We start from the raw sequence: 22,735 nt of genomic DNA on the forward strand, positions 1-22,735 counted from the left end.
AGTCTGCAAAAGCGGTACGAAAAAGATAAAGCTGTAAATGGAAAATATCGTTCCGTGCCCGGTGAAGAAAATTAGCTGGGGCTATACCTACAACACAGCAAAGTAGTGCGATTTAGCCGCGCGGGAGGAAATTATTCAAAGAAAGGGTCTTGGCAAACCTTGCGGTAAGCAGTTGATGTTTAAAAGTTGTATGATCATCCAGTTAGCCTTTGGCTAAAATTATCCAGTTCTTTTTTACAGTAAATTAAAGGCCAATCACCTGAAGATCCCGGAGGTGAGTGTAAAGTTTCTGTACGGGCAGGCCGACCACATTAAAATAGGAACCCTCGATCTTTTCGATCCCAATCTTACCGATCCACTCCTGTATACCATAGGCGCCTGCTTTGTCGAAGGGTTGGTAGTGAGCGATGTAATAGTGGATCTCTTCGTCAGTCAGTTCCTTAAAGTATACCTTGGTCACATCGTGGAAAACGGTCTTCGACTCCCTGGTCAGGATGCAAACGCCGGTAATCACCTCGTGATGGGTACCGGACAAAGCGCGCAACATGGCAAAGGCTTCCGCAGCATCGGCGGGTTTGTTGAGAATGCGCTCACCCAGGCAGACGATCGTATCGGCTGTGATCAGCACCTCGTTTTGCAGATCGGCGGTATAGGCATCGGCTTTGTGTGAGGCCAGAAACTCGGCTACCTCTTCGCGCTGCAAGTGCTCCGGAAAATCCTCGTGCACTTCTTTTACCCGCACCTCAAATTGGATGCCAAGGCCTGCCAAGAGCTCTTTGCGGCGCGGCGAGTTAGAGGCAAGCAGTATCGGACGAGATAAATTCATTTTCTTTGATTGAACTGAATAAGAATCCGCAGATTGTTTTAGGATAAAAGAAAGTAGATTTCTGTGGCATGATGGCCCCGCTATGGCATACCTTCTTCACCTGTTCCATCGACACATCGTTTGTGATCAGTGCCAGACGGGCTTTGCCAGAGTCTACCTGGCTGACGCAGGCAGTGAAGTTGCGTACATAACTAAGGCCGGGGTAATCGCGCTGTGCCTCGCGGTCTATACCTAACACCTTCTCAAAAATGAAATAGTGCATCACGGTCAGGTCGAGGTCCTTCACTTCCTGTGGCACTGCCCAGTCGATTAAAGAATGTGCTTCCGGCTTCAGGCGCAGCTTGTAGGCGTTGCCTGACAGGTAGAGCCCGAAAGCCCAATTCTTGCCCACAATCACCTCATTCAGTTCGTAGGCATCTTCCTTAGGCGTCACCACAAAGTATTCCCGCAAGCGCTCCAGAAACTCCTCGTCGCTCAGGTCAATTTTCTCCAGCACGCGGTGCGTTGGCAGAATGCGCAGGTCGTCGGCCTCGGTGTTGGTCAAGTACATCAGGTGGTAGTTGTAAGCCTCCTCACCGGTGTGGTTTGGATTAGCGACCATGCGCTTCTTGCGGTACTCCAGCGAACCTTCGTAGCGGTGGTGCCCGTCCGCCAACAGCACCTGTCTTGATTCGAGTACCTCTAGAAAGTGCCTGATCACATCGTGGTCGTGGATCACGGAAAGCACGTCACGTACGCCCTGATAATCCTCGGTCACATAAAGAGGCGACTGAATGCTCTCATCCATGTAGCGCTCCAGCACAAACTCAGGATCGGTGTAGAGGCCGTGGGTGGCACTGGTGTTCAGGAGCGTTTTGTCTAGCAAGTCGATGCGATCGTTCACCGCGCTCGGAATCGTGTTTTCGTGTCGCAGCAGGACACCTTCATTCCAATCGTAGGCTTTGATGTGACAGATGAAGCCTTTACGGCAGTACTCGCGGTCGCTACCGGGCAGCCTGAAGTATTGATAATACACATAAATACCGGGAAGCGGATCCTGTACAAGCGTGCCGGCCGCTTTCCATTCCTGCAACAGATCTGCCGCCGTGTCAGCTGGTTTTTCGCCGCGTGGCACGGAGAGGTGGATGCTGTTGATCGGGTTCTGGTACAGCGCCTCCCGCTGCTTTGCCGACACCACATCAAAAAGGGGAGAGGTCAGTTCTTCAATCGACTGGCTAAGCTCTTCTTTGTAACGCCAGGCTTTAATCGGTAATATTTCGGCCATCAGGAATGCTTACAGGTATAGGTAATGAGTAATGGTTAATGAATAATGAGTAATGCACCAGGTCTTAACACCTCCAGGTATAGGCGTGATTAAAGCGCTAGGTGAACCAGGTATAGATATAAGCATACTTAAAGCTATAAACGAAGCAAGTATAGGTATAGCGCTCAAGGTATAGCCGATCAGGGAGCCAGTCGTTTGCGGGTCCATTGGCTATCTGCCCTTTCAAACACGATGCGGTCGTGCAGGCGGTTGGGACGACCCTGCCAGAACTCGATTCGTTCCGGCTTCAGCACATAGCCACCCCAATGTTGCGGACGGGGCACCACATCCAAAGCGGCAAAATCCTGCTCGTACTTCGCCTCTGCCTGTTCTAGTTCCTGGCGGCTTTGTATCTCCTGGCTTTGCGGCGAGGCCCATGCCCCAATCTGGCTGCCACGCGGACGGCTGTGGAAGTAGGCATCCGACACCTCCGCCGACACTTTCTCTATTGCTCCTTCAACTCGTACCTGGCGCTCCAATTCTGCCCAGAAAAAGGTCATGGCACCCAGTGGTCGTTCGGCCAATTGATGCCCTTTGCGGCTGTCGTAGTTGGTGAAGAACACGAAGCCATCAGAAGAAACCTCTTTCAGAAGCACAACCCTTGCAGAAGGGTGACCGTCAGCGGACACGGTGGACAATACCAGTGCCGTCGGTTCCAGCACCTCCGAGAGGATGGCCTCGTTCAGCCATACCTTAAACTGGTCTAAGGGGTCTTGTGAAACGGATTCTTCTGAAAGCGCCTGCCGGGAGTAGTTCTTCCGGATAGAGGCAATGTCGTGTTGTAGCGCCATGGCATAAGCAATGATTTGCCCAAAATTATAAAATAATCGGCTGTAGGTTAAATTTTAATTAATATTGCAATAATTTAAAAATATTTTATAAAATTAGAAGACTTATTTCTCTGTGTTGACAGGCGTTAGACTGCCTGTAGCTGTTTTTGCAAGGCTTCGGCGCATAACAGGATTGTACCCTAATGTGTTGTTTTCGTAAGAAGGTATAAACAGCGATTACCGGGCCTGCGAGGTCAGAAGTTTACGTAAGGTAAAGCAATTAAACCCTGGATTATAATGGAGGAAGAAAGCGAAAATAAACCACAGAACGGCAGCATTCTGATATCGGAGCCATACCTGGGCGACCCTAATTTTGAACGCACGGTGGTTTTGATTTGCAGCCACGTGGAGGACGAGGGAACGTTCGGGCTGGTACTGAACCGCCTGTCAAACCTAAAGCTGTCTGATGTGGTTGATATATATAATGATAGCTTTGAGGCCGAGCTCGGTATAGGAGGACCTGTGCAGTACAACACCCTGCACTACGTACACCAAATAGCCAGCTTGCCTCAGGCTGTGCAGCTAAACGATAACCTGTACTGGGGCGGTGATTTTGAGTCGCTCCGCACCCTGATCGGAACCGGCGAAGTGACACCGGCAGACATCCGGTTTTTTCTTGGCTACTCCGGATGGACACCCGGCCAGTTGCAGGAGGAGATCGACAAAAATGTTTGGATCGTGAACAACAATGCTGCAAATAAATTATTTAATTTGGAGGCAGATACGCTTTGGCGAAACATACTGCGCCAAATGGGCGGAAAATACAAGGTACTTTCAAACTACCCGGTAGACCCCCGCCTGAATTGACAAAACGTGGACTAAAACCTCAAGTCATGACAACTGATAAACAGCACACCGACGCAACCGGAGCTGAGGCCAACAAGCCCCGGCCACAAGACGAAGCACAAGCCAACGGGCAGCAGGCCTCGTCGCCGATGGACATTGTAGAACAGCGCCTCGCCGAGATCAACGCACAGAAAGAAAGCGCACAGGACAAGCCATCCGATGCCGGTGTGCCCAAAGAAGACCAGCCTGAGATAAAACCAGAACTGGCTTCAGAGGCAGAGACGTCAGAAACAGAAAAAATAACAGAGGCCTTTGCAGAAGCAAACCTACCGGAGTCCGAAGCTGAAACAACACCTGCTGAAGCTGCTCCTGTAGCTGAAACAGTTGAAGCAACTGCAACTGCTGAAGTACAGTCTGACACCGCCGCCCAAGCGCCTATGGCTTCAGCTGAAGAGCATCACGACGAGGAGGAGTTCGATGAGGACGACCACGCAGATTACAGCCAGATGCCTTTGGAAGAACTCCGTCAGCATCTGACGCAGCTCCTGAAGGTGCCGGACGCCAAGCGCAAGTACAAAAAGATTCAGGAAATTCATCGCCAGTATGAGGAGAAGTTCCAGGTAGAAAAGGGCCAGGCACTGGACCGTTTCCGGCAGGAGGGAGGCACCGAAGAAGATTTTGATTACCATGCCCCCGTCGCCCACACCGAACTTGAGCAGCTTTATGCCGCCTACCGTGAGGCCCGTCACCAGGACCGTCAGCTCAGCGAAGAGCAGCGCGGCCGCAACCTGGAGCGTAAGCGCGAGCTGTTGCAGCAACTGCGCACCTTGGTAGAGTCCGCTGAAACCAAAAACAGCAGCGATGAGCTGAAGAAGCTGCAAGCGGAGTGGAAGAGTATCGGTCCGGTGCCACCGGGTGAGGCCCAGGAGCTATGGGATTCCTATCATGCCCTGCTCGACATCTTCTACAACAACCGCAGCATGTTCTTCGAAATGAAGGAGCTGGACAGGCGCCGTAACCTGGATGCCAAAATGCAGTTGATAGAACGTGCCGAGGCACTGCAGAACGAAACCTCCATCAACAAAGCCTTGCAAGAGCTGCGCCACCTGCACGAAGAATGGAAGAACATTGGACCGGTGCCAAACGAACAACGTGACTCCATCTGGGAGCGCTTTATACAGGCTTCTGAAAAGGTGCACGAACAACGCCGTTCCTACATGGAAGAGCGCAAAACCGTTGAAATGGCCAACCTGGAAAAGAAACGCGGACTGCTGGCCCGTTTACAGGAGTTCCAAAGCTTCAACACAGATCGCATCAACGAGTGGCGTGACAAGACGGACGAGATCCAGAAACTGAAAGAAGAATGGGACAACGCCGGTCTGGTGCCGAAAGAATATGCCGAAGAAGTGAACAAAAGCTTCTGGAGCAACTACAAGGCTTTTTTCCAGCACAAAAATCAGTTTTTCAAAGGTCTGGATGAGCAGAAGATGCAAAATCTTCGCCTAAAGACGGAGTTGTGCGAGCAGGCCGAGAGCCTGAAAGAAAGCACGGACTGGAACGCCACTAAGGAGAAGATGATTCAGCTTCAGAAGAAGTGGAAAACGATAGGCCGTGTGCCCGATAAACATTCGGACAAGATCTGGCAGCGCTTCCGTTCGGCCTGCAACGAGTTCTTCGACCGCAAGCAGGCGCAGGAGCAACAGAAAGGTGCGGAAATAGAGAAGCTTTCTTCCGAAAAACTGGCCCTTTGCGACCGTCTGACAGAGGAACTGGCGCAGCCCAACACCACCACTTCCATTGAAGACTTCAACCGGATCGTGGCAGAGTGGGACAGCATGGATGCCGGCAATAAACGTGTGAGCACCCGGGTAGAGGAGCGCTTCCTATCCCTGATGGAGCGGTATTTGGAGCGAGTACCGGACCTACACTACGACGACCGTACTACCATACTTGCGCAACTGCAGGTTGATCGTCTGAAAAACAGCCCGGACGCCTCGCAGAAGCTATATCAGAAGGAACAGACGATCCGCCGTGAGATTGCGCAACTGCAGAACGACATACAGACCTTACGCACCAACCTCGACTTCTTTGCGCGTTCCAAAAACGCCGACAAGCTGCGCGAGGAGTATGAAGGACGTATAGACGACACGGAGAAACGCATCGACATCCTGCAGCGGCAGCTGGCCGCTTTCAGAAGTTAAAAATTTCTGTTTGATACTCAAAACCTTATCCTGAAACGGCAAAAAATCCTGCAGCGGGTATTTGTATATTAAAAAACCTTATTATACCTTTGCAACGCTTTAGAACGATAGGGCAACACAAATAAAGTATCGCCTCCATAGCTCAGCTGGTAGAGCAACTGACTTGTAATCAGTAGGTCGTTGGTTCGATTCCGACTGGGGGCTCAGCTTTATTTGTTCTTTTTCCGCCTCCATAGCTCAGCTGGTAGAGCAACTGACTTGTAATCAGTAGGTCGTTGGTTCGATTCCGACTGGGGGCTCTTAAAAGGCTTCAGAGAAATCTGAAGCCTTTTTTGTTTTTACACCTCCCCCAATTCTGACGTTGGCACCCCCCGTCAGGCTTTTAGACCAAAGCAACCGCAGCTATATAGGCTTTTTCAAGTTTTATGGCTTATTTTGGGAATTCACCCAAGCACAGAATACAGCGTATGCAACTGATAGAAGTAAACACCCCGGAACTGGCTGAAGAGTTTATAAAAATGCAGGTCAAGCTTTATCGCAGAGACCCCAACTACATCCGCCCGCTCGACAAAGATGTGCACCAGGTGTTCGACCCCAAGAAAAACAAACTGCTGCGAGACGGCGAAGCGATCCGCTGGATTCTGCAGGACGAAGATGGTGAGACCATCGGTCGGGTAGCTGCATTCATCAATAAGCGAACAGCCAACACCTTTGAACAGCCGACTGGCGGAATGGGCTTCTTTGATTGCATCAACGATCAGCAAGCGGCTAATATGCTCTTCGACGCCTGCAGCAATTGGCTGCAGGAGCGGGGCATGGAAGCCATGGATGGGCCTATTAACTTCGGTGAGCGCGATAAGTGGTGGGGACTTCTGGTAGATGGCTTCTACGAGCCTACCTATTGCATGAACTACAACCATGCGTACTATCAGAAACTGTTCGAAAACTATGGCTTTAAGCTGTACTTTAACCAGTATGTGTACTACCGCACGGTAGATGATCCCTTTCCGCCTGAGTACTACGAGAAGGCACAACGCGTGCTGGCAGACCCGGATTACGAGTTCCGTCATCTGGACAAGAATAATCTGGACAAGTATGCTGAGGACTTCCGGATCATCTATAACAAAGGCTGGGTGAAACACGAAGGAGTAAAAGCCATGGGAGAGGCGCAAGCCAAAAGCATTATGAAGTCTCTGAAGCCGGTGCTGGACGAGAAGATCATCTGGTTCACCTACCACAAAGGAGAGCCCGCCGGATTCTTCATTGCTATACCTGAAATGAACCAGCTTTTCAAGCACGTGAACGGCAAGCTGGACTTGTGGGGTAAGATTAAGTTTATCTACCACCGCTGGAGAGGCTCTTGCAAGACCATGTACGGCATTGTGTTCGGCATCATACCCGAGTGCCAGGGCAAAGGCGTAGAGGCGGCCATGGTGGTGGCAGCCGCCAGAGTGGTACAGGGGAATCCCAACATCCCGTACTACGACCTGCAAATGAACTGGATCGGTGACTTTAACCCGAAAATGATGAAGGTGGTAGAGCAGATTGGAGGCCGTATCCTGAAAACGTATACGACTTATCGCTTCCTGTTCGACCGCGAAAAAGAGTTTAAGCGCGCCACGATCATCAAGTAGGTATGGACTCGTTAACACAGATTGTATTAGGAGCCGCGGTTGGCGAAGCAGTAGCCGGACGCAAGCTGGGTAACAAGGCCCTGCTGTGGGGCGCCATTGCCGGCACTATACCTGATCTGGATGTATTGGCCAATCCGCTGCTGGATATGGTGGGACAGCTGAGTTTTCACCGCTCCGTTACACATTCTTTTTTCTTTGCGATAATTGCTTCGCCCTTGCTGGGCTGGGCACTCTGGCGGCTTTACAAAAATGAGCACGCCTCGTTCCGGGACTGGACGCTGCTGTTTTTTCTGGGGTTCACAACGCACGCCATTCTCGACAGCTTTACGACCTGGGGCACCCAGCTTTTCTGGCCCTTCACCAATTATGGGGTAGCCTTCTACAACATCTTCGTCATCGATCCATTCTACACTGTTCCTTTCCTCATCTGCGTGATTGCCGTGCTGTTCTACGACAGACGCAACCCGAAACGAAAGCGCTGGAACAACGCCGGCTTGATCATCAGCTCGCTATACCTTGTTTTCTCCCTTGTAGCGCAGGCCTATGCGAAAGGTGTTTTCAAAAAAAGTCTGGATGCACAAGGTATAGCGTACGAGTCAGAAATCGTGAAAGCCACCCCCATGAATACCCTGCTTTGGTCTGTCACAGCAGCGACTGAGGATGGCTTTTACAACGGTTTTTACTCCTTGCTGGACGATGACCAGAACATCAGGTATAACTTTGAGCCAAGGCAAGAACACCTGCTGGAAGGCTACCGAGGCAAACCGAAAATAGAGCGGCTGCTCCAGATCACGAAAGGCTACCACGCAGTAGAGGAGGCAGCAGAGGGCATCAACATCAAGGACCTCCGCTTCGGTCAGTTCGATGGCTGGCAGGAAGGCAAGGGGCAGTATGTGTTCGTATACCATGTCTGGTACGAACAGGACGGCTCATTGAAATTTGAGGAAGTGAACAACCGTCCGAAAATAGACGGTGATTACCTCAAAGCATACCTACACCGTATTCTCGGAAATAAAGACTAGACACATGCACACGATAGCAGCAAGGTGGCAGCTGAACGGCAAAAAAGCCGTTGTTACAGGCGGGTCCAAAGGGATAGGAGCCGCCATTGTAGAAGAGTTTATCGGGCTGGGCGCCGAGGTGTTGGCGGTAGCCCGCAAGGCAGAGGACCTACAACAGTTGCAGGCAAGATTTCCGAAAGGATTGCAAGTGCTGGTAGCTGATGTCAGTACGGCTGAAGGACGAAAAACGCTGCTGGATCAAGTACAGACACGTTGGGCCGCGCTCGACATCCTGGTCAACAACGTAGGCACCAACATCCGGAAGCCGACCACCGATTATACGCCGGAGGAATACGATTTTGTGATGAGCACGAATCTGCGCTCCGCCTTTGAGTTGAGCCGTAGTTTTTACCCGCTGCTCAAGGCTTCTAGCCAGGGTAACATCATTCAGGTGACTTCTGTGGCGGGCCTTACCCATGTACGAACAGGTGCCATCTATGGCATGACGAAAGCCGCGCTGGTGCAGCTCACCAAAAACCTGGCAGGGGAGTGGGCCGCAGATGGGATTCGCGTAAACGCTGTCGCTCCCTGGTACATCAGCACACCCCTTGCCCAGACCGTGCTGCAGAACGAGCAGTACCTCCATGAGGTGCTGGTCAGAACGCCCATGCGCGTGATCGGCAAACCAGAGGATGTGGCCGGTGCCGTTGCCTTTTTGTGCATGCCGGCGGCCGCTTATATCACCGGTCAGACGCTGGCTGTTGACGGTGGTTTTACGATCAATGGATTTCACCCCGCCTGAACCGCAAAACAGCTATAAAACCGTAGTTTCAGACCAGTAAAGTATACCCCGAAAAGCTGGTTTATTAATGCAAATTTCACTACTTTTGTATGATAAGGATACAAGAGCAAAACACCTGTTTTAGCGCTCTTCATAACCCGACATGCATGGCAAAAATCCGATTGCTCTTACTCTTTAGCGCCGCTCTGCTGCTTCTGACTGTTTCATCCTGCAAGCCGATGTGTCCGATCACTTCCTGCCAGGTGCGCATGGAACACCTGCATGGTGAGCAGGAGTTCCGAGGCCAGCCCATTTACAAAAAGCAAAACCCTAAGATTGGTGAAAAGCTGCCCAAGCAAACAGGAGAGGTGCGCAAGCGCAACAACGACAAGAGCCAGCGAAAGAACTAACGAATGTTACGGGCTTTTGCCCGATGAGTATATTATCCAACACAAAACTATTATTTAGACCTTGAACATGAACGAAGGCGAACGAATAATACCGATCAACATTGAAGACGAGATGCGCGGTGCATACATCGACTACTCAATGTCTGTTATCATTTCCAGAGCCTTACCTGACGTGAGAGACGGCCTGAAGCCAGTACACCGCCGTGTGCTGTACGGTATGTCCGAACTGGGGGTATCTTATAACAAAGCCTATAAGAAGTCAGCCCGTATCGTAGGAGAGGTGCTGGGTAAGTACCACCCGCACGGCGACTCCTCGGTATACGAAACCATGGTGCGTATGGCCCAGGAATGGTCATTGCGTTACCCACTGGTAGACGGTCAGGGTAACTACGGCTCGATTGACGGTGACTCGCCGGCTGCGATGCGTTACACGGAGGCCCGCCTCAAGCGCATCGCCGACGAAATACTGGCCGATCTGGATAAAAACACGGTGGACTTTGTGCCCAACTTTGACGATTCCCTCAAGGAGCCGTCGGTGATGCCGGCTAAGTTCCCGAACCTGCTCGTGAACGGCACATCCGGTATCGCGGTAGGTATGGCCACTAACATGGCGCCGCATAACCTGACAGAGGTCATCAACGGCACGATCGCTTATATCGACAACAGAGATATTACGGTAGCAGAGTTGATGCATTACATCACAGCTCCCGACTTCCCGACCGGTGGCATCATCCACGGTTACGATGGTGTGAAGGCTGCTTTCGAGACAGGCCGTGGCCGCGTGCTGATGCGCGGGCGTGCTAACTTCGAAACCACGTCAACAGGCAAAGAGCAGATCATTGTAACGGAAATTCCTTACATGGTCAACAAGGCTTCCCTGATCGAGAAGACCGCTGCCCTGATTAACGACAAGAAAATAGAAGGTATATCGGACCTGCGCGACGAGTCAGACCGCGACGGCATGCGCATCGTCTACGACTTGAAGCGCGATGCTATACCTAATGTAGTACTCAACAACTTATACAAGTACACAGCACTGCAATCTTCGTTCGGCGTGAACAACGTGGCCCTGGTAAAAGGGCGCCCGATGACGCTGAACCTGAAAGAGCTTATCCATTACTTCGTAGAGCACAGACACGAGGTGGTGATCCGCAGAACGCAGTTCGAACTGGACGAAGCGAAGAAGCGTGCCCACATACTCGAAGGCTTGCTCATCGCCCTGGACAACCTGGACGAAGTGATCAACCTGATCCGTTCGTCGCGTGACCCGGAGATTGCCCGAAACGGCTTGATGGAGCGCTTCGCCCTGACCGAGATCCAGGCACGTGCTATACTGGACATGCGTCTGCAGCGTTTGACAGGTCTGGAGCGCGACAAGATTCAGGCAGAGTACGCCGAGATCATGAAACTGATCGATTACCTGACTTCTGTGCTGAACGATGAAGGCCTGCGCATGCAGATCATCAAAGACGAGTTAACCGAAATAAAAGAGCGCTACGGCGACGGGCGCCGCACCAGCATCGAGGCCTCTACTGGCGACATCTCCTATGAGGACATGATTCCGGAAGAGAACATGGTGATCACCATTTCGCATGAAGGCTATATCAAACGTACTTCGCTGAGCGAATATCGCAGCCAGAGCCGCGGTGGTGTTGGTTCACGTGGCGTTGCTGCTTCTAAGGAGAGCGACTTTACAGAGCACTTGTTCATTGCCAGCACGCACCACCACATGCTGTTCTTCACCGAGTTTGGTCGCGTGTTCTGGATGAAGGTATACGAGATTCCGGAAGGAGGGAAGACCACCAAAGGACGCGCCATTCAGAATTTGATCAACATCGAGAAAGACGATAAGATACGGGCAGTGATTAATGTGCGCGACCTGAAGAACCAGGATTTTGTACTCAACCACAACCTGGTATTCTGTACAGAACAAGGCACGATCAAGAAGACCGTACTGGAGGCTTACTCAAGACCGCGCACCAACGGCATTAATGCCATCACGATCAACGAAGGCGACCGTCTGCTGGATGTACAGCTGACGACAGGTAACAGCGAGATCATCATCGCGCTGAGCTCTGGCCGTGCCATCCGCTTTAACGAAAGCCAGGTTCGCCCGATGGGTCGCAACGCAACAGGTGTGCGTGCCGTAACACTAGCCGGACCGGAAGACAAGGTAGTTGGTATGGTTTGTGTAGAAAACGCAGATACAGAACTGCTGGTAGTCTCTGAAAACGGCTTCGGAAAACGCTCATTGCTGGAAGAGTACCGTATAACGAACCGTGGCGGAAAAGGAGTGAAGACCCTGAACGTAACGGAAAAAACCGGTAAACTCGTGGCAATTAAAGGCGTGGTGGATACCGACGATTTGATGATTATTAACCGTTCGGGTATTACGATCCGTCTTCGTGTAGCCGACATCCGTGTGATTGGCCGTGCCACACAGGGTGTGCGCCTGATCAAGCTAACAGAAGGTGACCAGATTTCGTCGGTAGCGAAGGTGGAAATGGAGAACGAGGAAGAGGTAGCAGAGGCGCTGATGGAACAGTCCGAACTGAAGCCAGAGGATTCTTTACAACCTGATACTCAAATAGATCCTGAAGTAGCAGAGGATGAAGTTTAATCTGTAAATGGAATTATATTTTTTTATTAATCGTCTAACATACAAACAAAAACCAATCTCTGAATAGTATGAAAAAAATACTGATGACAGCTATGGCAGCCGTAAGCGTTCAGGTTGCTGTCGCTCAGAACTCGGCCGTGAACAGCGCCGTGCTGAACCACAAGAACGGCACGCTGGATAAGGCGCTAGAAGACATCAATAAAGCAACTCAGCACAAAAAAACGCAGGATAAAGCGAAGACATGGTTCTACCATGGTGTGATCAACCAGGACCTGATCGGCAACCCGATTTATGGTAAACTGGCTACTGAGCAAACACCAGAAGTGGTGCTTTCGTCATTCAACAAAACGCTTGAAATTGACGGTAAAGATGGTCAGTTCGGCAAAATGGTGCCTGAGCGTATGGAGATGCTTTATGGCCAGGTTTTGAACCAAGCCGTTGAGTTCCACAACAACCAGGACTGGGACAACGCCATCGCCAAGTATGACATGGCTTCTCAGATCAACCCAACTGACACTACTGCTGTGCTTTATGCTGCCTATGCATCCACTGCCAAGCAGGACTATGCCTCAGCGGTTAAATATTATGATAAGTTGATCAGCATCGGTCACACAACCGAAGATGTTTACAAAAACAAAATTCAGCTGCAGCAGGCTATTGAAGCAAGCGATGACGTGGTAATGGCTTCGATTGCTGCTGGTCTGGAGAAGCACCCGAACAGCGTATACCTGATGCAGGAAGAGCTGCGTTACTACCTGAAGAACGACCGTGCCGACGAGGCTATGGCGAAACTGGACAAAGCGATTGAAGCTGACCCGAAAAACGCCAGTTTGTATGCCGTTCGTGGTAACCTGGAGGAGCGCAAAGGCAACATTGATGCTGCTTACAAGAACTACAAGAAAGCAGTAGAGGTAGACCCGAACAACTTCGACGGTTTCTTTAACCTGGGTGTGTTGGAGTACAACAAAGGCAGCGAGTTTAACAACAAAGCCGCTAAGATGGACTACGCAACTTATAAAAAGCAAGGTGCAGGGCTGGAGAAGCAAGCTATCAAGCACTATGAGGCTTCACTGCCATACTTCGAGAAAGCTCTTGAAATTCAGCCAGATGACCAGGCAACGCTTGCCAACCTGCAGCGTGTTTACACCCGCCTGAAGCGTACTGCTGATGCTGAGAGAATCGGTAAGAAACTGAAAAACTAATTTCTGAGTAGATCAGATATTATGAAAAGGGAGCCTAGTATAGTCTCCCTTTTTTAATTTATGGCTTTTGCTCGAGTAGGCTTAAACTTAAGATCTACATCTACCGAGCACAGTAATGTAGTGAATTAAAGAATACCAAAGCAGGTGAGAAGCAATAAAGGTATAGCATGACAATTCTACATTAATTCTATACCTGATGAAAAGTGAAGGAGTAGAAACGGAATAAAACACGGGACATTATAAACATTACTTAACATAATATAAATTATAAGACTGATTATATACGAGTAAATATACTCTATAATAAGTGTCACTGATAATATACTTTATGTTAAGTAAGTGCATCTTCATTTCTATGCTTCTATCTCTTATAAATCTCTAGACTTGATTTTGCGCAGCGTTTCCTGCAGCCAGTCTGTCGATGCGTTGTGCTGTTTAGCGAGTTTGATGGCAGACTTTATGTTTTCCTCAGCCCCTTTGAAGTTTTCGAGTTTGTAGAGCAGCACCGCATAGGTATGGAAATAAGCCACTGTCGGATCCAGCTCTACCGTACGTTTACTCCAATCTGCCGCCGTCCTTAGAGTTAGTTTACTCGTTGTACCGGTCTGGTATATGTGGTATGCAGCGTTGTTCAGCTCCATGGTATAGGAACTTGGCGCTGGTTCAAAGCGTGTCATCACTATAGTCTCTGTCTGCTGACCAGCTTGCTTCATATTCTCAGTCATCGCTGGTCCGGCAGCTGTCTGGGCTTGTTGCATTCGCTTTTCATTCGCGACAATTTTCGCAGCCGAATCCTGCGGTATAGCCATGAAGTAGCGGTTATAGTAACCCAGGGCGCTCGGTATGTAATTGGCAGTGTCTTTGGTACCTCTGAAGAAACTTAACATATTACTGAGGTATACCCGTTGTCCGCGTGGCCGATCATTGTTCCAGGTGCTGCGGGCAAATCCGGCGCCGCGCTCGGCCATACCTTTATCTTTCGTTTCAATGGCCGTCCGCATTGTATTGACAATGATCTTGTTATTGATCTCCACGCGCTTGGCATACGGCAAGGTTCTGTATAAACTATCCACCAGGCGCTGGTCCTGTCGTGCGTACTGAAAAGCCTGGCTACCTACCAGAGGGCCAAACTCATGGATAAAGATCACTTCCGAAAAAGAAGCTATACCTGCCTCAGACAAACTGCCAGTATAGGCGTCCAGCAATTCTGGCGCAGGCTCCACTCCCATTTCTTTGTGCAGCTGCAGGTATTGCCTTAAAAAATCAGCATCTCTCCTGCCCTTTTCAAACTCCTTACTGAAATAAGCCAGGTTATGTGTGCTGTTCAACTTATCCTGAAAGGCTTTAACATCGTCAATGTAACGCTTTGGGGTTGAATAATTTCCGTGATTGCGGTGGATCAGTATACCTTCCGGACTCAGGTATAGGAAAGTAGGAAAAGCGCGAATATTATACCTCGTACTCAGTCGAAGCCCCGCAGTAGACCGGTAAGGTGCTTTGAAGTTGATAAACTGACTGTTATAAGCCGCTGTTACGTCCGGGTGGTCCATCCCCGACCCCGTCATCTGCTCGCGCATTTGCTTGGGTACATCTTTAGAGATCGCAGGTCCGGAAACGAGTATAAAGACTGGTTTGCCTAACTGCTTCGCCTTAACTAAAACCGCTTCCAGAGAATCCTGCTCAAAATTGATCTGCTGGCTAAAAGCGCTATGACAGATCAGGATAGTGAAAATGAAGGCAATGATGTTTTTTTTCATGCTATACGGAAGAGGGTGTTACTCCCTTAAATATAGATAAAACAATATAAATTAGAGATTCAAATAGATTATTTATCTCTTAACATAAAAAGGCAGCCAGAATCGGATTCCAGCTGCCTTAACTATACCTGGTTTTAGCAATTAGATTAGTTGAACTGCATTTGCCTCGTTTATCTCAATCTTTGCGAAATACTGCTCAATCTTTGGTTCATTTTCTAATCTGGCCATGTCATCGTCGCCACCTCTCGCCCAACCAACCAGCACCAGCGCAATGGCAGTTGCAATGGCAATCACAAAGGCTGGCCACCAACCGTCTACCTTAAAATTGCCTACCAGCTTGTCAACCAGCTTGATCATCAGAGCTGTCACGATCAGACCGACAATTGCTTCGAGTAGAAAGAACGACACGAGATTGAGCACACCTCGTAGCAGCCAGCCAATTGTTGCATTGAGCAGACCGACCAGAAAAGCCACCCAAAGGGCTGTTAAAAAGCTCTTGACATGCACTTGCGGCAATGCGTAGGCCAGCAGCACGATGACGCCAGCGCTTACTAATAAGTTGAGTATAAAGTCCATAGTTTGTTTGGTTTAGTAACATTTTTGTCCTAATACGCATACAAACTTTTATGGATGATCGTTAAGCTGATTTTCTGTAAGATCATGCCAAAGGTTACTGATTCAAATAATTGTCTTTCAGTTTGCTACGGAAAGAGTCTTCAAACTTTAAAACCTTGGGTTTGGCAATGGAAATGACATAAGGATCGTCGGGATTATTACGGTAATAATCCTGATGGTAGTCTTCCGCAATCCAAAACTTGCCAGCTGGTTTGAGCTCGGTTACAATTTTGTTGCGGAACGTGCCGGCGTCCTCGAGCGAACGCATGTAATTACTAGCCTGTTTCCGTTGCTGTTCGTCGTGATAGTAAATGGCGGAACGATACTGCTTACCAACATCTGGGCCCTGCCGGTTTAGGGTAGTCGGGTCATGCGTGGCAAAAAACACTTCCAGCAATTCCCGGTAAGAGATCACGTTTGGCCTGTACCAGATGCGCACAGCCTCCGCATGGCTCGTCTCACCGCTGCTAACCTGTTCATAGGTGGGGCGCTCCTCTCTCCCACCCGTATAGCCTGATTCGACCCGCTCAACTCCTTTGAGCCTTTCAAAATAAGCTTCCGTGCACCAGAAACAGCCGCCGGCAAAGGTAGCTTTGCTAAGCCCGAGGGTATCCGGACTGTCGCCATAACTGTAGGCGCTCTGCTGCAACAGCATGCGCTGCTCACCTCCGGATTCTGTGCAACTCCAGAGCAGTAACAAAAGGGGGAACAAAAGATAGGTATATTTCCGAACCATACGCCACAAGCCTTAATATTGGCTACGCTAATTTAACCCTTGGGGATGGCTTTTTGTTAAAAGAATCCACACTTCTTGAAACTACCCATTCTTCTCCACGCTGTCTGGCGTATAAATGGCGTGTTTTTTATCGGCAATCACTTCGTCCAGGTCCCACTCCACCCGTTTCCGGAGCGGGGCCCGTCGCACATCACAGTCAGTTTTGGTGCAAATGGAGCACGATACTTCCACGCAAGGGTCGGTGTGAATAAAGAGTTCGATATCCGGGTCGATCTGTTCCCTTACCAGCGCTCCAACGGCTTCGACCTCCTCGTGCGCCTCCAGCACGGTGAGGTACCATGGCACGGTCAGATGGCAGTCTATGTGAAGCGTGTTGCCGTATTTGATCACGCGCAGGTTATGGATATCAATCCAGTTTTCTCGCCGGTTATCGTTCAGCACCCGCACAATGCGCTTCAGTAGCTCATAGTCCGCCTCATCCATAATACCGGCCAACGAGGCACGCAGAATCCGGTAACCAGTGTAGCAGATAAAGGCACCAAACAGGATGGCCACCGCACTGTCCAGCCATACTTGTCCGGTTAGGTATAGCAGCAAGAGGCCAACCAAGATACCTGCTGTTGAATAGGCGTCGGTCTTCAGATGCTTGCCCCCGGCTACCAGCACCATGGAATTGGCATTGTTTCCCCGCCGTTCTGTCAAATAACCTACAACATAATTGATGATGCCCGATACGGCAATCAGGTATATACCGGCGTCGAGCCGCGATATGACCTGCGGTTCGAAGAGGTTATAAAAGGACTTAAAGATAATAGCCCCTCCTGCCACCAGAATCAGGGAGCCCTCCAGCGTAGCGGCTACGAATTCTATCTTTCCATGGCCATAGGGGTGGTTATGGTCTTTTGGCCGGGCAGAAAGGACCAGACTGTAAAGTGAGAAACCACCGGCCACTACGTTAATGATTGACTCCAGGGCGTCAGTGAGTATGGCGTTGGAGTTCGTCAGATAATAGGCCAGAAACTTGGTAAGCAGCAACAGCACTCCTACCGCCAGCACCAGTAGTTGCATGCGTATGTTCTCGCTTTGCTGCGACAGCATTTTTTTCATGGCGATGGGTAGGTTCCGGCTGGTGCACAGCGCTCAGCCCTATGCCTTACAAGGTACAAGGATCAGCGGCGAAAGGCAAGTCTAACGAAAATAGTGAATAGAAAACCGGATTATTGTGCTAGCTGAGTGTATCGGCCAGATCGAGCCAGTTAGGATTCATCGACTCTACAAGACGGAGGTGATCTTCGGGCCCTGCCGACTTAATACGGCTTTCGCGCACCCGGGCTACCTCTTCCAGTTCATAATGCTCGTAATACACCAGTTTGGTCTGTCCGGCTTGGCCATCCCTGCCAGCCAGTTGTTGAAGGAGGTCTTCAGAAACGCCAATGCTTAGCTGTGGCTCGGACTGATCGCCCATAATGTAAACGTAGAAGTGATTTGCGTGCTGATCTGGCTGCATAGCATAGGTGAGTTTGTAACAAGGTATACGAAAGAAAAACTACCTGGTTAAAATTGCTGCAGCCATTGGCGGGCATCCTCCTGAATGAAAAAGGTGCGCATGGCTATACCTGTGCTTCTGTCGATGGTGTTGTCGATTTCGAGTTGCGTGAAGAATTCATAGGAATAGACCCACGCAAAATACTGCACGCCTGCTTCGCGCAAACCGGGTGTCCATACCTTGGCCATCCAGGTAGTATCTCCGGAGTGGCCTGTTACTTTCGAGTTGTCGTTTAGAATTTTTGTAATCTTAAACTCATTTACTAATTCCAGTATTTTAGTACAGCCTGAATGCCCTTTTGTAGTGTCAAGCCAACCCTGCCAATCCGAAATCAACACCCTGTCTTTTACATTCACCTTTATTTCCAGGTAATCACTGCTATGAACCAATTGTTCCTGATTTTTATGCACTGATAACATATTTCTGATAACACACGACTTGGTCTTTCTTGTATTTTTTACCTAACCACTTTCCTTAAAGTTGCTTATTCCTAGATAATCATTGAACTATCCTAACAATACATCATTTAATGTAACGATAATTGAACTATATACTACCTAAATAGTATTGTTAATATACTGCCCATCTACCTCAAAGCATACATGAAGCAATACAAGGACAGTTACTGTCAGATCAGCTACAACTCTGCCACCCACCAGGTATACATGAAATGGCTTCTTCCTCCAGATGAAACAGCGCTTCTGTGCGGTTACAGCAAGGGGTTTGAAATGGCTATCTCGAATCAGGCTTCAAGTTGGGTGGCCGATAACAGCATAGGCTTTCAGGTCAATGTCTCGATGCAGCGTGCACTGGCGCAACTGGCTGCCAGTCGGCTAAAGCAAACTTCCCTAAAGCGGTTCGCGCGCGTCACACCCATTGATGTATTCCAGGAGTTGGTTACAAACAGTATCTTCAGCCAAATTCGCGCCCTGAGCAGAAACTGCATCGAGTTCGAGGTTTTTCATGATCCCAAAGATGCCCAAGCCTGGTGTACCCAAGCCGGTCACTTATCAGTTAATTGAATTTCGGAACGAAAGCAGATTATCCTGTCCCTATGGCACTTGGACCGAAACTACTCGAGAAACTCGACAAACTGTACGCCCCCGACAGCAAACTGGACCAGCACTACAATGGCAAGGACCTGACCTTCATCACGAATGAAAACGGGGAACCAGTCACTTTGTTCATTGGCAAGCGGCTGGAGGACGGCGCGATCTCAGGGGAGCGCTATGTGCGCAAGATTGTGCGCGACAACAAAACCGGCAAAGTGCTGCGCAGCCACTGGGACCTGAAAGGCAAAGTCACGCGCGGCGCCTAAGGCTATAGTTCCTGCATGTCGAAGTCTTTGCCACGGCCATAGCGGAACAGGTCGTTCAGCAGGAACACATCCAGCGTATGCAGGTCTTTTACCAAATAGCTTCCCTCCTCTGGCATGTCCACCACCTGAAACTCGTAGCGTTCACCGTGGTTCTCCATCACATACTTTTTCCCTTTCCTCAGGTTGTCAAACGATATGGCCATGCTGTTTGTTCTTTCTGTAAATTTTAAGCAAGTATAGGCAGCTTTCCGTTCAGTTCTTACCAGATAGGCTATCTTTACCGAAAAATAAGTGCAAATGTTAGAGATCATATACGAGGACGAGCGCTACGTAGCGGTGAACAAACCGAACGGCTTACTGGTACACCGCACCCGCATAGCAGAGGAGAAAAAAGAGTTCGCCCTCCAGATGCTGCGCGACCAGTTAGGCTACCCTGTCTACACTGCGCACCGGCTCGACCGCGGTACCTCTGGCGTACTGCTCTTTGGCAAAGATCCGGAAGCGGTAAGTCCGATTGTGAAAGCATTTGAAGAAAAGCAGGTAGACAAGGTATATTATGCCATCGTGCGTGGCTATACTCCTGAAAAAGACACCATCGACAGTCCCATTCGGCCTGACAAGGATCATAGGCACAAGGCGCCGCAAGAGGCCGTGACGCATTACGAGCGCCTGGCTACTGTAGAGTTGCCTATACCTGTCGGCCGCTACAGCACGGCCCGTTATTCGCTGGTGAAGGTGATGCCTGAAACGGGGCGCATGCACCAGATCCGGAAGCACTTTGCCCACATCCGCCACTACATTGTGGGCGACAAACGGCACGGCGACTGGCGACACAACCAGATGTTTCGGGAGCAGCTGGAGTCCCCAATCATGCTACTACATGCAGCCGCACTGTCATTTACGCACCCTTTTCAAGAAAATAGTATTGAAATAAAGGCGCCGCTGCCCGCACATTTCGAGCGCCTGTGTTTTCAGTTTGGATGGGAGGAGGTGCTGCAGCAGGAGAGCTTGGCGCAGGAAACATTGCGCTGATTAGGCAGAGCGGAGCATATGGCTCACCATTTCGAGTTGTAGCTGGGCGACAAAGGCATTGCGGGAGTCGGCGTTGAGGGCCGTGAGCAGGTAGGCCATCCGCGACAGGCGCCAGTCCTGTACCACCTCTCCATTTACGGAGCGAAACACCACTTTAAAGTTCTCTTGAAGCGGCACATGCATACAATTGCACACTTCTGTGGCCCGCTTTACCGCTTCGCTCAACTCCTTTAGGCTCTGGCAGCCTTGCTGCTCCAACAAATCGCTGGCGTAACAAGTCAGGTTGCTGTCGGTCAGGCTGTCAACAAAGCTATCGATCGGACCGTGGATATTGATGTGGTCGATGGTCATTAACATGGCATTCGGCTTAAAATTCCACTCTATTTCTTATACGCTGGCTGTCTTGCGCTGATGCAGTTCCCGGAGCCTTTCCATCAGGCCCCGCTCCTCTTCAGAGAGATGCACCGGTAGCTGCACTTCTATCCTTACGTACAAATCGCCGTGCTGGTCTGCTTTGCCGTACACGGGCATCCCTTTTCCGCGCAGCCGCAGGGTCTTGCCGTTCTGGGTGCCGGCTGGTATTTTGAGTTTGATCCGGCCGGTAAGCGTGCTCACCTGTACCTCGCCTCCCAATATGGCGGTATACATGTCGAGATTCAGTTTGGTGTGCAAATCATCGCCCTGCCGCTCAAAGCCGGGAAGGGGTTGCACCTGCACGCGTATGTACAGGTCTCCGGCGGTGCCACCGGCCGTAGCAGGCCCTCCTTTGCCTTTGATGCGGAGCACCTGGCCATCTGTCACGCCGGGCTTGGTGGTGATGCGCAGCTGCTGGCCATTAACGGTTAGCAGGCGAGAGGTGCCGCTATATGCCTCCTGCAGCGTGATGAGCATCTCTGCTTCGTAGTCCTGGCCTTTGGGAGCGCGTCTGCCAGAGCGGAAGCCGCCACCCTGCTGCGAAAAGCCACCCCCGAAGAACTGCTCGAAGAAATCAGAAAAACCACTGCCTCCCCCGCCGAACATATCCCCCATGTCGCCTTCGTAATAGGTGCCGCCGGGCCTTCCCTGGCTTGGTCCCCCCTGCTGCTGGAAATGTCGCCAGTTGGCGCCCAATTCATCGTACTGCTTGCGCTTTTGCTCATCTCCCAACACCTCATAGGCCTCGCTGATGTCCTTAAACTTTTCTTCGGCTGCTTTGTCGCCTTTTGTTTTATCCGGGTGGTACTTCTTGGCTAAAGCACGGTAGGCCTTTTTGATTTCGGTCTGGGAGGCAGACTTCGTGAGGCCAAGAATCTTGTAATAATCTTTATAGTCCATGCTTATAAAGGTATAAAAGTCAGTTACAGGTATAAAACGCAAACCTGCACGAGGGGTTAAGCAGGTATAAACCAAAAAGCACCACCCCTGGAGGCAGTGCTTTTGGTAAGTTAATTAGATACTGTCATTAGATGGTGTCGGTCACCACTAGCAGAGCATAAATTACACCCGGAATCCAGAAGAGCAGCGTCAGGATAAGGCTGATCCAGAAAGTAGTACCGATGCCATCGTGCAGGAACACGGCCAGTGGCGGAAGCAGTACGGCCAGAATAATCTTGATGATGCTCAGATCACCTCCACGGTCCTGCTTCAGGGCTTCGCGCACTTCTCTCTTGAACTCCTTCTTCTCAGCCTTCGTCATGTTGGCGATGCGTTCCTTTGCCATGGCAAGGGCCTCAGCTTCCGTCATTGTCACCTCTTCTGCAGCTGCTGGCGCAATAGGAGCAACTTTTGGAGCTGGAGCAACAGCAGGGGCTGGCTTAGCAGCGCTTGCCTCCAATACCGGTTCTGCTACTGCTTTCTCTGTGGCTTTTTCTTCGGCAGCTGCCAGGGCTACTTCACTCAGAGAAATTTCCGGGGCTACTTCCTGCTTTGGGACAGGTTTTTTCATGTCGTTGTAAGGTGCCTGCTTGTGGCCGGCAAACTCATAGTACTTGGCTGAGCTACAGGCGAACATCAGTTGCGCGGCTACTAACACAAATACCAGGTTAAGTAAACTTTTGATCTTCATAGTTTTAGGTTTTAAAGGTATTTAAATAAAAAGATTGTTTCCTGATTAAGGATTGATGCTACATGGAGAATAGTGCTAAAGTTATATGCAAAA

At 50.2% G+C, this 22,735-nt stretch carries 24 protein-coding genes and 2 tRNA genes; 13 read left to right on the forward strand and 13 right to left on the reverse strand.

Going from position 1 to position 22,735, the window contains the following annotated elements; translation table 11 throughout:
* Positions 1-244: 244 nt before the first annotated feature.
* The 3 genes from B0B12_RS04315 to pdxH all read right to left on the reverse strand — a co-directional run bounded on the left by B0B12_RS04315 (position 245) and on the right by pdxH (position 2,920).
* Positions 245-826: a Maf family nucleotide pyrophosphatase gene (locus B0B12_RS04315; protein WP_076666236.1), complete on the reverse strand. Its 582-nt coding sequence runs from the start codon at positions 824-826 to the stop codon at positions 245-247.
* A complete protein-coding gene (locus B0B12_RS04320; protein ID WP_076666237.1) occupies positions 792-2,090 on the reverse strand; it encodes a DUF1015 domain-containing protein in 1,299 nt (432 codons plus the stop codon). The genes B0B12_RS04315 and B0B12_RS04320 overlap by 35 nt, the downstream gene beginning before the upstream one ends.
* Before the next feature lie 179 nt (positions 2,091-2,269).
* Positions 2,270-2,920 carry a pyridoxamine 5'-phosphate oxidase gene (gene pdxH, locus B0B12_RS04325; RefSeq protein ID WP_076666238.1) on the reverse strand — a complete coding sequence of 217 codons (651 nt, stop codon included), beginning with the start codon at positions 2,918-2,920 and terminating at the stop codon, positions 2,270-2,272.
* 276 nt (positions 2,921-3,196) lie between these two features.
* On the opposite strand from pdxH, the gene B0B12_RS04330 reads away from it, so the two are divergent.
* The 10 genes from B0B12_RS04330 (at position 3,197) to B0B12_RS04375 (ending at position 13,594) form a co-directional block, all read left to right on the forward strand.
* Complete coding sequence (locus tag B0B12_RS04330) at positions 3,197-3,766, forward strand: YqgE/AlgH family protein (RefSeq protein WP_076666239.1); 570 nt, start codon at positions 3,197-3,199, stop codon at positions 3,764-3,766.
* A 26-nt stretch (positions 3,767-3,792) separates the two neighbouring features.
* Positions 3,793-5,946 carry a DUF349 domain-containing protein gene (locus tag B0B12_RS04335; protein WP_076666240.1) on the forward strand — a complete coding sequence of 718 codons (2,154 nt, stop codon included), beginning with the start codon at positions 3,793-3,795 and terminating at the stop codon, positions 5,944-5,946.
* Between the two features lie 131 nt (positions 5,947-6,077).
* A tRNA-Thr gene (locus B0B12_RS04340) sits at positions 6,078-6,150 on the forward strand.
* A 22-nt stretch (positions 6,151-6,172) separates the two neighbouring features.
* Positions 6,173-6,245 (forward strand) — tRNA-Thr (locus B0B12_RS04345).
* A gap of 168 nt (positions 6,246-6,413) precedes the next feature.
* Positions 6,414-7,580 carry a hypothetical protein gene (locus B0B12_RS04350; RefSeq protein WP_076666241.1) on the forward strand — a complete coding sequence of 389 codons (1,167 nt, stop codon included), beginning with the start codon at positions 6,414-6,416 and terminating at the stop codon, positions 7,578-7,580.
* Between the two features lie 2 nt (positions 7,581-7,582).
* Positions 7,583-8,602, forward strand: a complete 1,020-nt coding sequence (locus B0B12_RS04355; RefSeq protein WP_076666242.1) for a metal-dependent hydrolase — start codon at positions 7,583-7,585, stop codon at positions 8,600-8,602.
* Between the two features lie 4 nt (positions 8,603-8,606).
* On the forward strand, positions 8,607-9,383 hold the full coding sequence (locus tag B0B12_RS04360; RefSeq protein WP_076666243.1) for an SDR family oxidoreductase: 777 nt from the start codon (positions 8,607-8,609) through the stop codon (positions 9,381-9,383).
* A 146-nt stretch (positions 9,384-9,529) separates the two neighbouring features.
* A complete protein-coding gene (locus B0B12_RS04365; RefSeq protein WP_076666244.1) occupies positions 9,530-9,772 on the forward strand; it encodes a hypothetical protein in 243 nt (80 codons plus the stop codon).
* 67 nt (positions 9,773-9,839) lie between these two features.
* Positions 9,840-12,392: a DNA gyrase subunit A gene (gene gyrA, locus B0B12_RS04370; RefSeq protein ID WP_076666245.1), complete on the forward strand. Its 2,553-nt coding sequence runs from the start codon at positions 9,840-9,842 to the stop codon at positions 12,390-12,392.
* Between the two features lie 68 nt (positions 12,393-12,460).
* Positions 12,461-13,594, forward strand: coding sequence for a tetratricopeptide repeat protein (locus tag B0B12_RS04375; RefSeq protein WP_076666246.1), 1,134 nt, complete (start codon positions 12,461-12,463; stop codon positions 13,592-13,594).
* A gap of 368 nt (positions 13,595-13,962) precedes the next feature.
* Here B0B12_RS04375 and B0B12_RS04380 read toward each other — a convergent pair whose 3' ends face one another.
* The 6 genes from B0B12_RS04380 to B0B12_RS04405 all read right to left on the reverse strand — a co-directional run bounded on the left by B0B12_RS04380 (position 13,963) and on the right by B0B12_RS04405 (position 18,637).
* Positions 13,963-15,351 (reverse strand): thioredoxin domain-containing protein, encoded by a 1,389-nt coding sequence (locus B0B12_RS04380; protein ID WP_076666247.1) that lies wholly within the window; start codon positions 15,349-15,351, stop codon positions 13,963-13,965.
* A 141-nt stretch (positions 15,352-15,492) separates the two neighbouring features.
* Positions 15,493-15,927, reverse strand: a complete 435-nt coding sequence (locus tag B0B12_RS04385; protein ID WP_076666248.1) for a phage holin family protein — start codon at positions 15,925-15,927, stop codon at positions 15,493-15,495.
* 94 nt (positions 15,928-16,021) lie between these two features.
* A complete protein-coding gene (msrA, locus tag B0B12_RS04390) occupies positions 16,022-16,666 on the reverse strand; it encodes a peptide-methionine (S)-S-oxide reductase MsrA (protein ID WP_244554589.1) in 645 nt (214 codons plus the stop codon).
* A 117-nt stretch (positions 16,667-16,783) separates the two neighbouring features.
* Positions 16,784-17,809, reverse strand: a complete 1,026-nt coding sequence (locus B0B12_RS04395; protein ID WP_170871819.1) for a cation diffusion facilitator family transporter — start codon at positions 17,807-17,809, stop codon at positions 16,784-16,786.
* Between the two features lie 118 nt (positions 17,810-17,927).
* Positions 17,928-18,209, reverse strand: coding sequence for a GIY-YIG nuclease family protein (locus B0B12_RS04400; protein ID WP_076666250.1), 282 nt, complete (start codon positions 18,207-18,209; stop codon positions 17,928-17,930).
* A gap of 47 nt (positions 18,210-18,256) precedes the next feature.
* A complete protein-coding gene (locus B0B12_RS04405; RefSeq protein ID WP_139337760.1) occupies positions 18,257-18,637 on the reverse strand; it encodes a hypothetical protein in 381 nt (126 codons plus the stop codon).
* Positions 18,638-18,850: 213 nt separating this feature from the next.
* On the opposite strand from B0B12_RS04405, the gene B0B12_RS04410 reads away from it, so the two are divergent.
* Together B0B12_RS04410 and B0B12_RS04415 are read left to right on the forward strand one after the other, a co-directional pair.
* A complete protein-coding gene (locus tag B0B12_RS04410; RefSeq protein ID WP_076666252.1) occupies positions 18,851-19,270 on the forward strand; it encodes a hypothetical protein in 420 nt (139 codons plus the stop codon).
* A gap of 32 nt (positions 19,271-19,302) precedes the next feature.
* Positions 19,303-19,566: a hypothetical protein gene (locus B0B12_RS04415; RefSeq protein WP_076666253.1), complete on the forward strand. Its 264-nt coding sequence runs from the start codon at positions 19,303-19,305 to the stop codon at positions 19,564-19,566.
* Positions 19,567-19,568: 2 nt separating this feature from the next.
* On the opposite strand, the gene B0B12_RS04420 is transcribed toward B0B12_RS04415, so the two are convergent.
* Positions 19,569-19,769: a hypothetical protein gene (locus tag B0B12_RS04420; RefSeq protein ID WP_076666254.1), complete on the reverse strand. Its 201-nt coding sequence runs from the start codon at positions 19,767-19,769 to the stop codon at positions 19,569-19,571.
* Positions 19,770-19,863: 94 nt separating this feature from the next.
* On the opposite strand from B0B12_RS04420, the gene B0B12_RS04425 reads away from it, so the two are divergent.
* Positions 19,864-20,598, forward strand: a complete 735-nt coding sequence (locus B0B12_RS04425) for a pseudouridine synthase (protein WP_076666255.1) — start codon at positions 19,864-19,866, stop codon at positions 20,596-20,598.
* Here B0B12_RS04425 and B0B12_RS04430 read toward each other — a convergent pair whose 3' ends face one another.
* From B0B12_RS04430 to B0B12_RS20545, 3 genes are all read right to left on the reverse strand, one after another.
* A complete protein-coding gene (locus B0B12_RS04430) occupies positions 20,599-20,955 on the reverse strand; it encodes a hypothetical protein (protein ID WP_244554590.1) in 357 nt (118 codons plus the stop codon). It abuts the gene before it with no gap.
* 30 nt (positions 20,956-20,985) lie between these two features.
* Positions 20,986-21,912 (reverse strand): DnaJ C-terminal domain-containing protein, encoded by a 927-nt coding sequence (locus tag B0B12_RS04435; RefSeq protein ID WP_076666257.1) that lies wholly within the window; start codon positions 21,910-21,912, stop codon positions 20,986-20,988.
* 127 nt (positions 21,913-22,039) lie between these two features.
* Complete coding sequence (locus B0B12_RS20545) at positions 22,040-22,642, reverse strand: YqaE/Pmp3 family membrane protein (protein ID WP_244554591.1); 603 nt, start codon at positions 22,640-22,642, stop codon at positions 22,040-22,042.
* Between the last annotated feature and the right edge of the window lie 93 nt (positions 22,643-22,735).

The sequence above is a fragment of the Pontibacter indicus genome (assembly GCF_900156345.1).
In the GTDB taxonomy this organism is placed as follows: domain Bacteria; phylum Bacteroidota; class Bacteroidia; order Cytophagales; family Hymenobacteraceae; genus Pontibacter; species Pontibacter indicus.

Bases quoted from the DNA above. Each gene is read 5' to 3' on its own strand.
- B0B12_RS04360 (WP_076666243.1), top strand. From the start codon at position 8,607: ATGCACACGATAGCAGCAAGGTGGCAGCTGAACGGCAAAAAAGCCGTT.
- B0B12_RS04335 (WP_076666240.1), top strand. From the start codon at position 3,793: ATGACAACTGATAAACAGCACACCGACGCAACCGGAGCTGAGGCCAAC.
- B0B12_RS04435 (WP_076666257.1), bottom strand. From the start codon at position 21,912: ATGGACTATAAAGATTATTACAAGATTCTTGGCCTCACGAAGTCTGCC.
- B0B12_RS04330 (WP_076666239.1), top strand. From the start codon at position 3,197: ATGGAGGAAGAAAGCGAAAATAAACCACAGAACGGCAGCATTCTGATA.
- B0B12_RS20545 (WP_244554591.1), bottom strand. From the start codon at position 22,642: ATGAAGATCAAAAGTTTACTTAACCTGGTATTTGTGTTAGTAGCCGCG.
- B0B12_RS04430 (WP_244554590.1), bottom strand. From the start codon at position 20,955: ATGTTAATGACCATCGACCACATCAATATCCACGGTCCGATCGATAGC.
- B0B12_RS04350 (WP_076666241.1), top strand. From the start codon at position 6,414: ATGCAACTGATAGAAGTAAACACCCCGGAACTGGCTGAAGAGTTTATA.
- B0B12_RS04420 (WP_076666254.1), bottom strand. From the start codon at position 19,769: ATGGCCATATCGTTTGACAACCTGAGGAAAGGGAAAAAGTATGTGATG.
- B0B12_RS04400 (WP_076666250.1), bottom strand. From the start codon at position 18,209: ATGCAGCCAGATCAGCACGCAAATCACTTCTACGTTTACATTATGGGC.
- B0B12_RS04355 (WP_076666242.1), top strand. From the start codon at position 7,583: ATGGACTCGTTAACACAGATTGTATTAGGAGCCGCGGTTGGCGAAGCA.
- pdxH (WP_076666238.1), bottom strand. From the start codon at position 2,920: ATGGCGCTACAACACGACATTGCCTCTATCCGGAAGAACTACTCCCGG.
- B0B12_RS04385 (WP_076666248.1), bottom strand. From the start codon at position 15,927: ATGGACTTTATACTCAACTTATTAGTAAGCGCTGGCGTCATCGTGCTG.
- B0B12_RS04320 (WP_076666237.1), bottom strand. From the start codon at position 2,090: ATGGCCGAAATATTACCGATTAAAGCCTGGCGTTACAAAGAAGAGCTT.
- B0B12_RS04380 (WP_076666247.1), bottom strand. From the start codon at position 15,351: ATGAAAAAAAACATCATTGCCTTCATTTTCACTATCCTGATCTGTCAT.
- B0B12_RS04365 (WP_076666244.1), top strand. From the start codon at position 9,530: ATGGCAAAAATCCGATTGCTCTTACTCTTTAGCGCCGCTCTGCTGCTT.
- B0B12_RS04315 (WP_076666236.1), bottom strand. From the start codon at position 826: ATGAATTTATCTCGTCCGATACTGCTTGCCTCTAACTCGCCGCGCCGC.
- gyrA (WP_076666245.1), top strand. From the start codon at position 9,840: ATGAACGAAGGCGAACGAATAATACCGATCAACATTGAAGACGAGATG.
- B0B12_RS04375 (WP_076666246.1), top strand. From the start codon at position 12,461: ATGAAAAAAATACTGATGACAGCTATGGCAGCCGTAAGCGTTCAGGTT.
- B0B12_RS04425 (WP_076666255.1), top strand. From the start codon at position 19,864: ATGTTAGAGATCATATACGAGGACGAGCGCTACGTAGCGGTGAACAAA.
- B0B12_RS04395 (WP_170871819.1), bottom strand. From the start codon at position 17,809: ATGAAAAAAATGCTGTCGCAGCAAAGCGAGAACATACGCATGCAACTA.
- B0B12_RS04415 (WP_076666253.1), top strand. From the start codon at position 19,303: ATGGCACTTGGACCGAAACTACTCGAGAAACTCGACAAACTGTACGCC.
- B0B12_RS04410 (WP_076666252.1), top strand. From the start codon at position 18,851: ATGAAGCAATACAAGGACAGTTACTGTCAGATCAGCTACAACTCTGCC.